Raw genomic sequence first — 14,563 nt, 5'->3', positions numbered from 1 at the left:
AATCAATCCCGAATTGAATATCAGATTTGCATGGTTTGGGCCCGATCGCGTTACGCATACGCTGTGGGCTCGTGAATGATCGGGCGCGCGTTGGCGCCGTGTTTGCACTCCCCAGGGAATCCGTCTCGATGTCCGCCAGCCTTGCCGCTTCCTCGCCGTCACCGCAGCCTGCGCTGCGCCTCCTGCCTGCCGGCCCCGCCGACGATGCGAACGACGCGCGCGTCGCCGCGCTGCTCGACCGTCTTGCGCCCGAACTCGCCGCCGATGCGGCCCGCAACGATGTCGATGGCCGCTTTCCGCACGAGAACTTCGCACGGCTGCATCGTGCCGGGCTGATCGCGCAGGTCGTGCCGCGCGAGCATGGCGGCGCCGGTGCGACGCTTGCGCAGGCGAGCCGGATCGTGGCCGCCGTCGCGCGGGCCGATCCGGCGACCGCGCTGGTGCTGACGATGACGTACCTGCAGCATCGCGCGCTCAGCCGCGCCGACAACCGCTGGCCGGCCGAGGTGCGGCGCGCGGTGTTCGACAGCGCGGTCGCGCACGGCGCGCTGATCAATGCGCTGCGCGTCGAGCCGGCACTCGGCTCGCCGTCGCGCGGCGGGCTGCCGGCGACCGTTGCACGGCGTGACGGCGACGGTTGGCGGCTGTCCGGCCACAAGCTGTACAGCACCGGTATTCCGGCGCTGCGCTGGCTGGCCGTATGGGCGCGCACCGATGAGCCGGAGCCGCGCGTCGGCGTGTTCCTCGTGCCGCGCGAGCGCGACGCCGATGGCGACCGCATCCGCGTGATCGAAAGCTGGAACCACCTCGGTCTGCGCGCATCGGGCAGCCACGAAGTCGTGTTCGACGATGTGTGGCTCCCGGCCGACCATGCGGTCGACGTGCGCGCGCCGGACGCGTGGGCCGTGTCGGCCGCGACCCATGCGGATGCCGACGCGCAGGCCGACCAGCAGGCGTGGATGGTCGCGCTGCTCGGCAGCCTGTACGACGCGGTCGCGCGGGCGTCGCGCGACTGGCTGGTCGGATTCGCGACGACGCGTGCGCCGAGCGGGCTCGGCGCGCCGCTCGCGACGCTGCCGCGCGTGCAGGAAGCCGTCGGCGAAATCGAGGGCTGGCTGCACGCGAACCGCGTGCTGCTCGACGATCACATCGCGCGCACCGACGCGGGCAACGCGCCGCCGGTGACGACGAGCGGCCTCGTCAAGCGCACCGTGACCGAGCAGGCGATCCGCACGGTCGAGCAGGCGCTGAAGCTGTCGGGCAATCACGGGCTCAGCCGGGCCAATCCGCTCGAACGCCACTACCGCGACGTGCTGTGCAGCCGCGTGCATACGCCGCAGGACGACGCGATCGCGGTGGCGGCGGGGCGGGCGGTGCTCGACGCGGCAAGCGCGAGCGAAACGAAGGCCGAGGCAGGAGAAGCGCCACGCAACGAGGTCGAACGCGGTCGACCCGATGCGTGAGCCTGGCAGGGTGGGTGCGCGGGGAAACCGGGCGGCGCGCTGCAGCGGCCGCCCCGTCCGGTCAAGCGGCCTTGCCGTGCGGCTGCTCGGCCGCCGCGAACGCTGCGCGCGCATGCGCGGCGACGGCCGCGAGCGGCGCGTCGAAGCGGGCCGCATCGTGCCGGCGCAGCAGCCACAGATCGATCTGCGGCTTGAAATCGGCGAGCGGCACGATCTCGAGCGCGTCGCGCAGCGGGCTGCCTTCGACGAGCGGCAACGGCATCAGCCCGATGCCGAAGCCGTTCGCGACGCTCTGCAGTTGCAGGTCGCGGCCGTAGGTGTCGAGCGTGACGGGCATCGGCAGGCCCTGCGCGTCGAGCGCGCGCCGCAGGCCCGCGCGAAAGCCGCAGCCGTCCGGATTGAGCACCCAGCCGCGCGCGTGGCAGTCGGCGAGCCGGTAGCTGCGGCGCGGCCAGTCGCCCTTGCGGCCGACCGCCACGAGCCGCGTGGCCAGCAGGCGCTCGCCCTCGACCTGCGCCGGCAACACCATTTCGCGTGCGAGGAACACGAGTGCCGCATCGAGTTCGCGGCGCGCGACACGCTCGACGAGCCTGCCGCCCCATGCGGTCGTGACCTGCGTCGCGAGTGCGGGCCACTGCGCGGCGAGCCCGGCGATCAGCGCGGGCAGCATCAGTTCGCCGAGCCCCTGCGTGAGCCCGATCCGGAATTCGCCGGCGGGCGGCTGCTCGCCGGCCGTCAGCTCGCGCAGCGCATCGACCTCGCGCAGGATCGCGCGACACTGCTCGAAGACCTGCCGGCCGATGTCGGTCGGGCGCGGCGGCTTCGTGTTGCGGTCGAGCAGGATCACGCCGAGCGCTTCCTCGAGATTCTGGACGCGCCGCGTGATGGCGGGCTGCGTCATCCCGAGTTCGGCCGCGGCCTGGCTCAGGGTCTGGCAGCGGACGACTGCTGCAAAAGCGTCGATATCGCTAATTTTCATGTTTGTTCTGCATGGTCTTTCGGGTGCATCATGACGATCCATCATATTCGGCATCATATTCGAGGAGACGGCCGATGAGTACGCTTTCGTTGCAACAGACGCCGCTGCGTCCGTTCGTCGACGGTCTGGGCGCGCTGCTCGCGTCCGGCGCGAACGAGGCGCGCATTCTCGACGAGGGCGGCGCGCTGCTTGCCGCGCTCGTCGAACACGACGACTGGTTGCCCGACGCGTTCGCGCAGCCCGATCCCGAGCGCTATCGGCAATACCTGCTGCATCTCGACCCGGACGAGCGCTTCTCGGTCGTCAGCTTCGTGTGGGGGCCCGGCCAGACGACGCCGATCCACAACCACACGGTGTGGGGGCTGATCGGGATGCTGCGCGGCGGCGAGTTTTCGCAGCCTTACCGGTTCGACGCCGCGGGCAAGCCGGTTGCCGCGGGCGACGCCGTGCGGCTGGCGCCGGGCGAGGTCGAGGCCGTGTCGCCGCGCATCGGCGACGTCCATCGCGTGACCAACGCGTTCGACGACCAGGTGTCGATCAGCATCCACGTGTACGGCGCGAACATCGGCAAGGTCGAGCGCGCGGTGTTCCTGGACGACGGCACCGTGAAGCCTTTCGTGTCAGGCTATTCGAACGCCTGATGCGGGGCCTTCCGGCGCGGCCCGTTGCGGGTGCGCGGCGGCAGGCCCGAGATCGACCCGTTCCGCATTCTTCACCGACTTCAACGTATTCAACGCAGAGACATCGTGACGCAATCCGCCGATTCCATTTCCCGCTTTCCCGTCGCGTCGTACCAGGACGTGCGCGCACGCCTGCTGGCCCGCGACGAGCTCGCGCTGATCGACGTACGCGAGGAAGATCCGTACGCGCAGGGCCATCCGCTGTGGGCCGCCAACTTTCCGCTGTCGAAGCTCGAACTCGACGCATGGACGCGCATTCCGCGCCGCGACACGCCGATCGTCGTATACGGCGAAGCCGGCGGCGAGGATCTCGCGCCGCGCGCGGCCGCGAAGCTCGCGCAACTCGGCTACAGCGACGTGCGCTTGCTCGACGGCGGCCTCGCGGGCTGGCTGGCCGCGGGCGGCGAGCTGTTCATCGACGTGAACGTGCCGAGCAAGTCGTTCGGCGAATGGGTCGAGGCCGAGCGCCATACGCCGTCGCTGTCCGCGCAGGAGGTGCAGGCGCTGATCGATGCGAAAGCCGATGTCGTGATCGTCGATGCGCGCCGGTTCGACGAATACCAGACGATGAACATCCCGACGTCGACGAGCGTGCCGGGCGCGGAACTCGTGCTGCGCGTGCGTGCGCTCGCGCCGAATCCGAAGACGCAGGTGGTCGTCAACTGCGCGGGCCGCACCCGCAGCATCATCGGCACGCAGTCGCTCGTCAACGCGGGGCTGCCGAATCCGGTCGCGGCACTGCGCAACGGCACGATCGGCTGGACGCTCGCGGGCCAGACGCTCGAGCGCGGCGCGGCGCGCCGCTTTCCGGATGAAATCGACGCGGCGCAGCGCGCGCAGGCGCGCCAGGCCGCACGCGCAGTGGCCGAGCGCGCCGGCGTGCCGCGCATCGCGCTGGCCGAGGTCGCCGCGCTCGACGCGCCGGGCCGCACGCTGTACCGCTTCGACGTGCGCACGCCGGAGGAATACGAAGCCGGCCACCTGCCGGGCTTCCTGAGCACGCCGGGCGGCCAGCTCGTGCAGGAGACCGACCATCACGCGGCCGTGCGCGGCGCGCGGATCGTGCTCGCCGACGACGACGGCGTGCGCGCGGACATGACCGCATCGTGGCTCGCGCAGATGGGCTGGGACGTGCGTGTCGTGGAACCGGCCGGCGCGGCGGCGTTCACCGAGCGCGGCCAGCCGCCGCGCGACGTGCCGGCGACGCCGCCCGCGGCCGACGTGTCGCCCGCGACGCTCGCGGGCTGGCTGAGGGAGGCCGTACCCGGCGAACTGGCGATCGTCGACGTGACGGCCAGCGCGAACTACGTGAAGCGCCATATTCCGGGCGCGTGGTTCGCCGTGCGTGCGCAGTTGCGCGACGCGCTCGCGGCGATCCCGCCCGCGAAGCGCTATGTGTTCACGTGCGGATCGAGCCTGCTGGCGCGCTTCGCGGCGGACGATGCGCGTGCGTTGCTGCCGGCCTCGGCCGAGATCCGGGTGCTGACCGGTGGCACGGCCGCGTGGATCGACGCCGGGCTGCCGCTCGAAAGCGGCGAGACGCATCTCGCGTCGCCGCGCGTCGACCGCTACCGGCGCCCGTACGAAGGCACCGACAACGCGGCGGCCGCGATGCAGGCGTATCTCGATTGGGAATACGGGCTGGTCGACCAGTTGAAGCGGGACGGCACGCACCACTTCAACGTGATCTGACCGATGCGGTGCAACCGGGCGCGGCGCCCGGTTCGCATGTATCAGCGCTTGAACGTATCGACGGCCGTGCGGCCGACGGCCGGATCGTCGGTGAAGAAGCCGTCGATGCCCGCGCGCAGGTACGCCTGGATTTCACGCACCGAGCCGGCCGTGTTGCGCGTGGCCGGCGTGCCGCCGTCCTTCAGCGACGCGGGCAGGAAGTTGTTCTCCGGGCGGAACGTGTACGGATGCACGACGAGGCCGGCCTCGTGCGCGTAGCGCACGTACGGCGTCGGCTGCTGCAGCGTGCCGTCCGCGGCAACCGCGATGATCGACGTCTTGTACGGGCCGACGCCGTTCGCGTAGGTCGCGATCTCGCGCATGCCGTCGCGCGTCGACAGGTCGCCGTAGGTGCGCTTGTCGTTCGCGTTCACGAAGTCGTACGGGCGCTGGCCGGCTTCGTCCATCAGCTGCACGAGCTTCCAGTTCGGCTGGCTCGACTTGATCCGGTTGCGGATCGCCTTCAGGTTCGCGACCTCGAACGACTGGATGTAGACGGTCGCCGTGCGCGACGTGTACGCATCCTTCAGCAGCGCATCGACGAGACGGTCCTCGAGCGGCAGGTTGATCGACTGGAAGTAGGTCGGATGCTTGGTTTCCGGATACAGGTGGATCGTGCGGCCGGTCTGCGCGGACATCTGCTTCGCGAGCGCGACGATCTCGTCGAGCGTCGGGATCTCGAACTGGTCGTTGTACGCGGTGTTCGCCGGGCGGACCTGCGGAATGCGCTCGCGCGCACGCAGCGTCTTCAGCTCGGCCAGCGTGAAATCCTCGGTGAACCAGCCGGTCAGCTGCGCGCCGTCGATCGTCTTGGTCGCCTTGCGGCTCGCGAACTGCGGCAGCACGGACACGTTCGTCGTGCCCGATATCTCGTTCTCGTGGCGCGCGACGAGCACGCCGTCGCGCGTCGACACGAGATCGGGCTCGATCACGTCCGCGCCGTCCTCGATCGCCTTGCGGTACGACGCCAGCGTGTGTTCGGGGCGCAGCGCGCTCGCGCCGCGATGGCCGACCACCTGGACTTTCGCGGAGATGGGCTGGGTGGGATCGGACGCCACGTCGTCGCCGCCGCACGCGGCGAGCAGGAACGCGGCGGCACAGGCGAACGGGACGTAGCGCAGGGAGGTCGGGCGCTTGAAGAGCATGTCGATGAACCTTCGAAACGGGAGTCGGAAAAGGGCGGTCGCTCCGTCGGCGCGGCGGTCGCGCCGAGCCGCACGGAATCGAACGGTGCGCGATCGTCGCACCGAATAATTACATATGTATTACTTCGACCTTTCCGTTTCTGTTTTTGGGGTGCAATCCACGCGGCAGGACCGATGAAGATGGCCTGGGGTGTGCCTCAATCCGGCCGCCTCGGGCAGGCCGCGCGCCGGATGCACTAAACTTGCGGGAATTTTGCATCGCCGCGCCGGGGCCGACGCCCGTCCGGCGCGACGATGCGGCGACTCGCGGGCCGGCGCGGGTGCCCGGCGCCCGTGTGCGTCCGGGGCCCGCGCCGGCCGATTTTTCCCGACCCATGACGACTCGAACCGATTCCGCCTTCCTGCTCGGCGACCTGCTGAAGAACGTTTCCCGCTCCTTCTACCTGACGCTGCGCGTGCTGCCCGACGGCATGCGCGACCCGGTCGGCCTCGCGTACCTGCTGGCGCGCGCGGCCGACACGATTGCCGACACCGCGCTCGTCGCGCCCGGTCGCCGCGCGGCGTTGCTGACCGACCTGCGCAACGAGGTCGAGCGGCTCGGCGACGGCGTGGCGCTGTCGCGTTCCCTCGAGGACGTGACGCGGATGCAGACCGATTCGCACGAGCACGTGCTGCTCGGCTCGATGGAACCGATGCTCGCGCTGCTGCGCGCCCAGCCGGACGCCGACCGCGCGTCGATCCGCAAGGTCGTCGCGACGCTCACGTCGGGGATGGAATTCGACTTGCGCACGTTTCCCGACGAGCAGTCGGGGCAGGTCGTGTCGCTGCCGACGCGCGACGAACTCGACCGCTACACGTACCTCGTCGCCGGCTGCGTCGGCGAGTTCTGGACCGACATGACGGGCGCTCACACACGCGCCGCGCGCGGCTGGAACCTGCCTGACATGCGCGAGAAGGGCATCCGCTTCGGCAAGGCGCTGCAGATGACCAACATCCTGCGCGATTGCGCGAAGGACCTGCGCATCGGCCGCTGTTATCTGCCGGACGACGTACTGGGCGCGCATGGGTTGAGCGTGGCCGATCTGATGCAACCCGGTGCGTCGGCGCGGGCGCGCGTCGTGCTCGCCGACCTGTTGCGCGTGACGCTCGACCAGTATCGCGACGCGTGCCTGTATGCGCTCGCGATCCCGCGCCGCTTCGTGCGGCTGCGGCTCGCATGCCTGTGGCCGATCATGATCGGCCTCGAAACGCTCGAGCTGCTGGCCGGCCACGACGCGTGGCTCGATCCGGCGAAGCCGGCCAAGGTGCCGAGAAAGCGCATCTACCGGATCATGGCGTCGTCGCTCGCGCTGGTGGGCTCGAACGCGGCGATCCGTGCGCGCATGGCCGCGCTCGCCGATGCGGTGACCGCGCGCCTCGCCGGCCCGGCATCGCGCTGAATATCGCCGGCGCGCCGCGCCGGCATTCCTGTCGGCCCGCGTTCGCCGGGCCGCTCCCTGTCCGATTTTCCCCACACGAACTGAAACGTTTTCATGATTTCGTTTCACGAAACATGGGTGTCATGAATGTCAGCGATCCTGCGCGGCGGCGTGAATCGCGGTGTCAGCTGCGATCGCGCATTTGTAAGATGAATTTTTGCCGAAGGCGTCTGACGACATTGGGCGGTCGCGTTGCACCCGTAAAAATGTAAAGCTAGGGTTTTCACCGGGAAATGCCGGAAAGGCCCGCCGCGTAAGCGTTTTCAGGTGTTATGTAACCGCTTGGTGAACCCGTGCGTTGCGTCGATCATACGATGACCGACTGCACATGTTGGGAAACAATTGGTAATCCGTCAGAATCGCGTCGGCATGTACTCGCACATGTGTCGGTCATAAAACCACACCAGAAAAGAAACATTCTTTGAGGACGGAGAATCAATGAAAAAGCGCGTCGCTTTCGCCATGACGGCAGTCGGTCTCGCAGCCGCTACCGCCGCCCACGCTCAGAGCAGCGTGACCCTGTACGGTATCGTCGACAACGGTATCGCTTGGCAGAACAACTCGTCGGCAGTCGGCGCAACCACGGGTGGTCACTCGAAGGTGCAGATGTCCACCGGCGTGTGGGCTGGCAGCCGCTTCGGCCTGAAGGGCAGCGAAGATCTGGGTGGCGGCACGAAGGCGATTTTCCAGTTGGAAGCCGGCGTCAACACGGCTAACGGCTCGTCGCAGTGGACCAACGGCATCTTCACGCGTCAGGCATGGGTCGGTATGACCAACGCCACGTACGGTACGCTGACGGCTGGCCGCCAGTACACCGCGTACTACACGCTGCTGTCGCCGTACAGCCCGACGACCTGGCTGACCGGCTACTACGGCGCACACCCGGGCGATATCGACTCGCTGGATACCAGCTACCGCGCGAACAACTCGCTCGTCTACATGTCGCCGAAGTTCTACGGCTTCACGGTCGGCGGTTCGTACTCGTTCGGCGGCGTCGCAGGCGCGACGAACCGCGGCTCGACGTGGAGCGCGGCGATCCAGTACCTGAACGGCCCGGCAGGCATCGCAGTCGGCTACCAGAAGATCAACAACTCGACGCTCGGCGGCGGCGTGTGGGGCGCGAACTCGACCGCGCAGAACGGTCTGGACGCGAGCGGCAACGGTGCGGAACAAGCCGTGTCGTCGATCAACAACGGCTACAAGTCGGCACAGTCGCAGCAGCGCGTCGCCGTGACGGCCGGTTACCAGTTCACGCCGGCGTGGGATATTTCGGCGTCGTACTCGAACGTCCAGTACATCCCGGGCGTGGGCTCGTCGTTCCGCAACACGGCGATCTTCAACACGGCTGGCGCCGTGCTGCACTGGAAGGCATCGGCTCAGTGGGACTTCGCCGCAGGCTACTCGTACACGCGTGCGACCGAGTCGAACGGCATCTCGAGCTCGGCCAAGTACCACCAGGTCACGCTGTCGCAGTACTACAGCCTGTCGAAGCGCACGGGCCTGTACGCAGTTGAGGCGTACCAGCACGCGAGCGGCAACACGCTCAACGGCGCGTCGGTCATCGCTGCAACGACGTCGATCGGTGACGGCGTGGGCGCAGGTTCGAAGCAGAACCAGATCGGCGTCGGCGTCGGTCTGATCCACCGCTTCTGATGTCGCGCGGCGCGCGAGCGCCGCTTACGGCATGCGGTATGAAAACCGGCCTTCGGGCCGGTTTTTTCATGGGCGTGCGCTTCGTGCGTCTGTCGCGTTCCGGCGCCGGTCGAGCCCGTACCGGCGCGCGCCGAAGCGGCCGTCCCGGTCACCGGGTCGCATCATCCGCCCAGGTCCCAGCCAGCGCCTGGAACAGCGCGGCCGTATCGGCGAGCCGGTCGGCCTGCGCGCGGGTACGGTCGAGCGCCGTCTGCAACGCCTGCCGTTGCGCGTCGAGCAGGTCGAACGTGCTGATGCCGCCCGCCGCGTAGCGGTTGCCGGCGATCGCGTTGCTTGCTGCCGCTTCCTGCGCGGCTGTCTCTCTGGCCTGCAATGCGGCCGCATCGTGTTCGACCGCGCGCAGCGCGTCGGCCACCTGCTGCAGCGCCTGCAGCACGGTTTCCCGATAGCTCGCGAACGCGGCGTCGTACGCCGCTTCGGCCGCGCGTTTCTTCGCGCGCAGTTCGCCGCCGTGAAAGAGCGGCTGCGTGAGACCGAGACCGACATTCCACACATTGAGCCCGCTGACGATATCCGCGATGCGCGTGCGCTCCGAGCCGATCCCCGCCGAAATCGAAAATCGCGGATACAGGTTCGCGGTGGCCACGCCGACGTTCGCGCTCGCCTGGTGCAGCACGGCTTCCGCCGCGCGGATGTCGGGCCGTTCGCGCGCGAGCGTCGACGGCAGCGCGACGGGCAGCGTGCGCGGCAGTGCGAGCGCATCGAGCGAAAGGTCCGGCAGCGCGGCGTCGGACGGCGGCACACCCAGCAGGATCGCGAGCCGGTGGCCGGCCTGCGCGAGGCGGGCCAGCAGCGGCGGCAACGACGCCTGCGTTTGCGCAAGCAGCGCGCGTTGCGCGTGCACGTCGGCCTGCGAGACGCCGCCCGCCGCGTAGCGCGCCTCGACGATGCGCAACTGCCGTGCTTGCGCGTCGACGAGCTGCCGCGTGAGCGCGACCTGTTGCGCGAGCGACGCGCGCAGGATTGCGGTGGCGACGACGTTGCCTGCAAGCGTCAGCCGCGCGGCGTCGAGCGTGTACGCCCGATAGTCGACCTGCGCACGCAGCGCTTCGAGCGCGCGCCGGTTGCCGCCGAATACGTCGAGCACGTACGACACGCTCACCGATGCGTCGTACAGCGTGAACGGCCCGGGGCTCGGCACGTTGGCCGGCAGCCCGAACGCGGCGGTATCGACTCGCTCGCGCGTGGCGGACAGGTTCGCGTCGACGCGCGGCAGCATCGTCGCGCCGGCCTCGGCCGCATGGTTCTGCCGCGCTTCGTCGAGCCGCGCGCGGGCTTCGGCGAGCGTCGGGCTGTTCTGCCACGCGGTGTCGACGAGCCGGTTCAACGGTTCCGAGTCGAACTGCGTCCACCAGCGTTGCGGCGTGTGCGTGGCCGCGGAGAAAGTCTGCATGTCACCGGCCGGGCCGGTCGCGGCGGCCGTGGTCGCGGGTGGCTCGCCACGCGTGTACTGCTGCGTGGCCGGCGCATCAGGTGTGCGGAAATCCGGCCCGACCGCGCATCCGGCAGCGAGCAAAGCGGCAGCGGCCAACGTGAAGCCGCGGGCAGCGAGGGACGCGCGATGCAAGGCCGGTTTCATCGCGTGCCGCCTAATCGAGCGTGCGCCGGTAGAAGCGCAACGCGACGCCCATCACGACGACGGTAAACAGCGCGACCGGCCACACGGACGGCCACAGGTCGGCCCAGCCGTTGCCTTTCAGCAGGATGCCGCGCACGAGGCGGTTGAAGTAGGTGAGCGGCAGCAGGTTGCCGATGAACTGCGCCCATTTCGGCATCCCGGCGAACGGAAACATGAAGCCCGACAGCAGGATGTTCGGCAGGAAGTAGAACACCGCGAGCTGCATCGCCTGCAACTGGTTCTGCGCGAGCGACGACAGCGTGATGCCGACCGTCAGGTTCGCGGCGATGAACAGCAGCGCGGACAGGTAGATCGCGAACACGCCGCCGACGAACGGCACGGCGAACACGAAGCGGGCGGCCGCGAGGATGATCGACACCTGGATCAGCCCGATGAACACGTACGGCACGATCTTGCCCGTCATCACCTCGAGCGGCCGCACGGGCGTCGCGAGCAGGTTCTCCATCGTGCCGCGCTCGCGTTCGCGCGTGATCGCGAGGCCCGTCATCATCACCATCGTCATCGTCAGGATCACGCCCATCAGGCCCGGCACGACGTTGTACTGCGTGATGCCTTCGGGGTTGTACAGCCGGTGCAGCACGACGTCGAACGCGGCCGGGCGGCCGTTCAGGTGCGCGAGCGGGCCCGTCAGGTCCTTGTCCGCGACGGGCTGCACGAGGCCCGGCAGCGCGCCGATCGCCGACGCCGTGGCAACGGGATCGGTCGCGTCCGCCTCGACGAGCAGCGACGGACGCTCGCCGCGCAGCAGCCGCCGCGAGAAATCGGCCGGCACGCTCAGCACGAACTGCACGTCGCCGCGAGCGAGCGCATGGCGGCCGGCCGCTTCGTCGGGCAGCGTCTCGACGATGTCGAAGTATGCGGAGTGGCGCATCGCGGCGATGAAGCTGCGCGTGAACGGGCTCGCGTCGGCGACGATCACGGCGGTCGGCAGGTGCTTCGGATCGGTGTTGATCGCGAAGCCGAACAGCGCGAGCTGGATGATCGGCACGCCGACGATCATCGCGAACGTCACGCGATCGCGTCGCAGCTGCAGGAACTCCTTCAGCACGATGCTCCACCAGCGCGCGACCGAGAACGATTCGCGCAGGCCCGCCCACGCGCTCATGGCGACACCCCGCCGGGCGGCCCGGACGTGCGGCCCATCATGTAGATGAACACGTCCTCGAGCGCGGTGTCGATCGGCATGACCTGCAGCGACGTGTCGCGGGCAACCTGCCGAAGCGTCGCGTCGAGCTGCGCGCGGTCGCGGCCGCTCACGTGCAGCGCTGAGCCGAATACGACGGTCTGCTCGACGCCCGGCATCGTGCGCAGCCGCGCGGACAGTTCGGTCAGGCGCTCGCCGGTGATCGCGCGCGTCGACAGGTGCTGGGACGCGACGATCTCCGCCGACGTGCCCTGCGCGAGCAGTTCGCCGTACGCGATGTACGCGAGCTTGTGGCAGCGCTCGGCTTCGTCCATGTAGTGCGTGCTGACGAGCACCGAGATCCCCTGCGCGGCGAGCCGGTGCAGTTCCTCCCAGAAGTCGCGGCGCGCGGCCGGGTCGACGCCGGCCGTCGGCTCGTCGAGCAGCAGCAGCTCGGGCTCGTGCAGCATGCACGCGGCCAGCGCGAGGCGCTGCTTCCAGCCGCCCGACAGCGCGCCCGTGAGCTGGTCCGCGCGGCTCGCGAGGCCGAGCCCGTCGAGCGCGCGCGCGACGGCCGCCTGGCGGTTGCGCATCCCGTACACGCGCGCGACGAAGTCGAGGTTCTCGCGGATCGACAGGTCTTCCCAGTACGAGAAGCGCTGCGTCATGTAGCCGACGCGCCGCTTGATCTGCGCGCTGTCGCGCACGATGTCGTAGCCGAGGCAGGTGCCGCTGCCGGAATCGGGCGTGAGCAGCCCGCACATCATCCGGATCGACGTCGTCTTGCCGCTGCCGTTCGGCCCGAGAAAACCGAAGATCTCGCCGCGCGCGACGCGCAGCGATACGTCCTTCACGACGTGCTTGTCGCCGAACCGCTTGTTCAGCCGGTCGACGTCGATCGCGTACGGGGCGGGCGGGACGTTCATCGCACGCTCACGGCGACGGGCTGGCCCGGATGCAGCTTCGACGCATCGGCCACGGCCGGGCGCGCCTCGATCATGAACACGAGCTTGGTCCGGCTCTCGTTGCTGTAGATCACGGGCGGCGTGTATTCGGCCTCGCTCGACACGTAGGTGATGCGTGCGGGCACGTCGGCCGCGCAGCCGTCGCAATGGATCGCGACCGCGCGCCCCGGCGCGAGCGACGCAATGGCGGCCTCCGGCACGAAGAAGCGCACCTTCAGGTTCTGCGGCGGCAGCATCTGCACGACCGGGTTGCCGGCCTGCACCCATTCGCCGACGCGGTACAGCGTGTCATACACGCGCCCGGCCGCCGGCGCGGCGACGCGTTTCTGGTCGAGCTTCCATTGCGCTTCGGCTACCGCGGCCTGCGCGGCGTCGACTTGCGCGGCCTGGGCGGCGACTTGTTGCGCGCGGCCCGGCAGGCGCGCGACGTCGACCTGTTTCTGCAGTTCGCGCATCTGCGCGGCGGTGGTCTGCGCGGACGTGCGTGAATCGTCGAGCTGCTGCTTCGACAGGCCGCCGGCCGCGTACTGGCGTTCATCGCGCGCGCGTTGCGCGGCGGCCCGTGCGGCCTGCGCGCTGGCCTGTGCGAGCTGCGCCTGCGTGACCGCGATTTCCGGCGGGCGCTTGCCGGTCTGCAGGTCGGCAAGCTGCGCGCGGGCGGCCGCGAGCTGATGCTGCGCCTGCAGTAGCGCGACCGTTTCGCTGACGGCTTCGAGCGAGAATGCCGGCGTGCCGGCGGCGATGGTCTGACCGCGTTCGACCGGCAATTGCGCCAGCGTGCCCGATTGCGACGACGACAGGTACACGAACTCGCCTTCGACGTAGCCCTGGTAGGTCGTGCCGTTGCCTGTCGACCGTCCGCACCCGGCGAGCAGCACGGCGGCGGCGGTCAGCGCGAACGGCAGCGCGCGGGCCGCGTTCACGATGGCCTCCGCGGCGACGGAGCCCGCGCAGGCGGCGCGGCGGCGGGCGGCTGCAGGCCCGAGCCGAGCAGCGCACGAACGTGCCGGTGCAATGCGTCGCGGTCGATCGGCGGCAGGCCGCGCGCGCTTTGCCACAGTTTCGCGGTAGCGAGCGGCAGCATCACGAGCGCGATGATCGAGTGGAACAGGAACGCCGGTTCGAGCGCGGGATTCAGCGTGCCGGCCTGCTGTGCGGCGCGGATGCGTTCGGCGAAGCGGCCGATATGGTCGAGCGGAATGCGCCGGATCATGCGCTCGCGCAGCAGCCCGCCTTCGTGGACGATCTCGCGCAGCCAGATCGACGGCAGCCACGGCATGCGGTGCGTGACGTCGAAGAAGCGGTCGACGAGTTCGGCGACGAGTGCGAACGGATCATTCTCGATCCGTCGCTCGGTCGGCCGCCACACGAACGCGACGGCCTGCACGAGCCGCTCCTCGACGATCGCGTCGAGCAGCTGTTCGCGGTTCGTGAAGTAGTAGTGGACCATCGCCGACGTGACGCCGGCGGCGGCGGCGATCTGCGCGACCGTCGTCGCGGCGATGCCGCGTTCGGCGAACAACCGGATCGCGACGTCGAGCATGTGGTCGCGCAGGTCGAAGTCGTCCACCGACGGGCGGCGCCCGCGCGGCCTGGCGACGGTGGATTTCGCGTTCATGCAATCGACGCTAATTGACGAGTTAGTTA

The 14,563-nt window shown here is 69.4% G+C and carries 12 protein-coding genes; 5 read left to right on the top strand and 7 right to left on the bottom strand.

Annotated elements, in window-relative coordinates:
* Nucleotides 1-128 precede the first annotated feature (128 nt).
* Nucleotides 129-1,463 (top strand): acyl-CoA dehydrogenase family protein, encoded by a 1,335-nt coding sequence (locus AC5LXX_RS24375; protein WP_493411282.1) that lies wholly within the window; start codon nucleotides 129-131, stop codon nucleotides 1,461-1,463.
* Nucleotides 1,464-1,524: 61 nt separating this feature from the next.
* On the opposite strand, the gene AC5LXX_RS24370 is transcribed toward AC5LXX_RS24375, so the two are convergent.
* Nucleotides 1,525-2,499 (bottom strand): LysR family transcriptional regulator, encoded by a 975-nt coding sequence (locus AC5LXX_RS24370; RefSeq protein WP_493411281.1) that lies wholly within the window; start codon nucleotides 2,497-2,499, stop codon nucleotides 1,525-1,527.
* Between the two features lie 17 nt (nucleotides 2,500-2,516).
* On the opposite strand from AC5LXX_RS24370, the gene AC5LXX_RS24365 reads away from it, so the two are divergent.
* Both AC5LXX_RS24365 and AC5LXX_RS24360 read left to right on the top strand, forming a co-directional pair.
* On the top strand, nucleotides 2,517-3,083 hold the full coding sequence (locus tag AC5LXX_RS24365; RefSeq protein WP_124447851.1) for a cysteine dioxygenase family protein: 567 nt from the start codon (nucleotides 2,517-2,519) through the stop codon (nucleotides 3,081-3,083).
* A 105-nt stretch (nucleotides 3,084-3,188) separates the two neighbouring features.
* A complete protein-coding gene (locus AC5LXX_RS24360; protein WP_493411280.1) occupies nucleotides 3,189-4,814 on the top strand; it encodes a rhodanese-related sulfurtransferase in 1,626 nt (541 codons plus the stop codon).
* Between the two features lie 41 nt (nucleotides 4,815-4,855).
* Here the strand turns inward: AC5LXX_RS24360 and AC5LXX_RS24355 are convergent, their stop codons facing one another.
* The gene (locus AC5LXX_RS24355; protein ID WP_493411279.1) at nucleotides 4,856-5,998 is read right to left on the bottom strand and encodes a glycerophosphodiester phosphodiesterase; all 1,143 of its coding nucleotides are present in this window, start codon (nucleotides 5,996-5,998) and stop codon (nucleotides 4,856-4,858) included.
* Nucleotides 5,999-6,372: 374 nt separating this feature from the next.
* Here AC5LXX_RS24355 and AC5LXX_RS24350 point away from each other — a divergent pair, with 374 nt between their 5' ends.
* Nucleotides 6,373-7,437: a phytoene/squalene synthase family protein gene (locus AC5LXX_RS24350; protein ID WP_493411278.1), complete on the top strand. Its 1,065-nt coding sequence runs from the start codon at nucleotides 6,373-6,375 to the stop codon at nucleotides 7,435-7,437.
* A gap of 477 nt (nucleotides 7,438-7,914) precedes the next feature.
* On the top strand, nucleotides 7,915-9,129 hold the full coding sequence (locus AC5LXX_RS24345; protein ID WP_493411277.1) for a porin: 1,215 nt from the start codon (nucleotides 7,915-7,917) through the stop codon (nucleotides 9,127-9,129).
* Nucleotides 9,130-9,277: 148 nt separating this feature from the next.
* On the opposite strand, the gene AC5LXX_RS24340 is transcribed toward AC5LXX_RS24345, so the two are convergent.
* The 5 genes from AC5LXX_RS24340 to AC5LXX_RS24320 are packed head-to-tail and all read right to left on the bottom strand — an operon-like array spanning nucleotide 9,278 to nucleotide 14,534.
* Nucleotides 9,278-10,768 (bottom strand): efflux transporter outer membrane subunit, encoded by a 1,491-nt coding sequence (locus tag AC5LXX_RS24340; RefSeq protein WP_493411276.1) that lies wholly within the window; start codon nucleotides 10,766-10,768, stop codon nucleotides 9,278-9,280.
* Between the two features lie 10 nt (nucleotides 10,769-10,778).
* On the bottom strand, nucleotides 10,779-11,933 hold the full coding sequence (locus AC5LXX_RS24335; RefSeq protein WP_493411275.1) for an ABC transporter permease: 1,155 nt from the start codon (nucleotides 11,931-11,933) through the stop codon (nucleotides 10,779-10,781).
* Entirely contained in the window at nucleotides 11,930-12,877 is a 948-nt protein-coding gene (locus AC5LXX_RS24330) for an ABC transporter ATP-binding protein (RefSeq protein WP_493411274.1), read from the bottom strand. The genes AC5LXX_RS24335 and AC5LXX_RS24330 overlap by 4 nt, the downstream gene beginning before the upstream one ends.
* Entirely contained in the window at nucleotides 12,874-13,839 is a 966-nt protein-coding gene (locus AC5LXX_RS24325; RefSeq protein WP_493411273.1) for an HlyD family secretion protein, read from the bottom strand. Before AC5LXX_RS24325 ends, AC5LXX_RS24330 begins: the two co-directional genes overlap by 4 nt.
* The gene (locus AC5LXX_RS24320) at nucleotides 13,836-14,534 is read right to left on the bottom strand and encodes a TetR/AcrR family transcriptional regulator (RefSeq protein WP_493411272.1); all 699 of its coding nucleotides are present in this window, start codon (nucleotides 14,532-14,534) and stop codon (nucleotides 13,836-13,838) included. The genes AC5LXX_RS24325 and AC5LXX_RS24320 overlap by 4 nt, the downstream gene beginning before the upstream one ends.
* Between the last annotated feature and the right edge of the window lie 29 nt (nucleotides 14,535-14,563).

The organism is Burkholderia torrens (assembly GCF_984668525.1).
The sequence above is the reverse complement of the archived record's forward strand: the minus strand, read 5'-3'. Positions and strand labels throughout refer to the sequence as shown.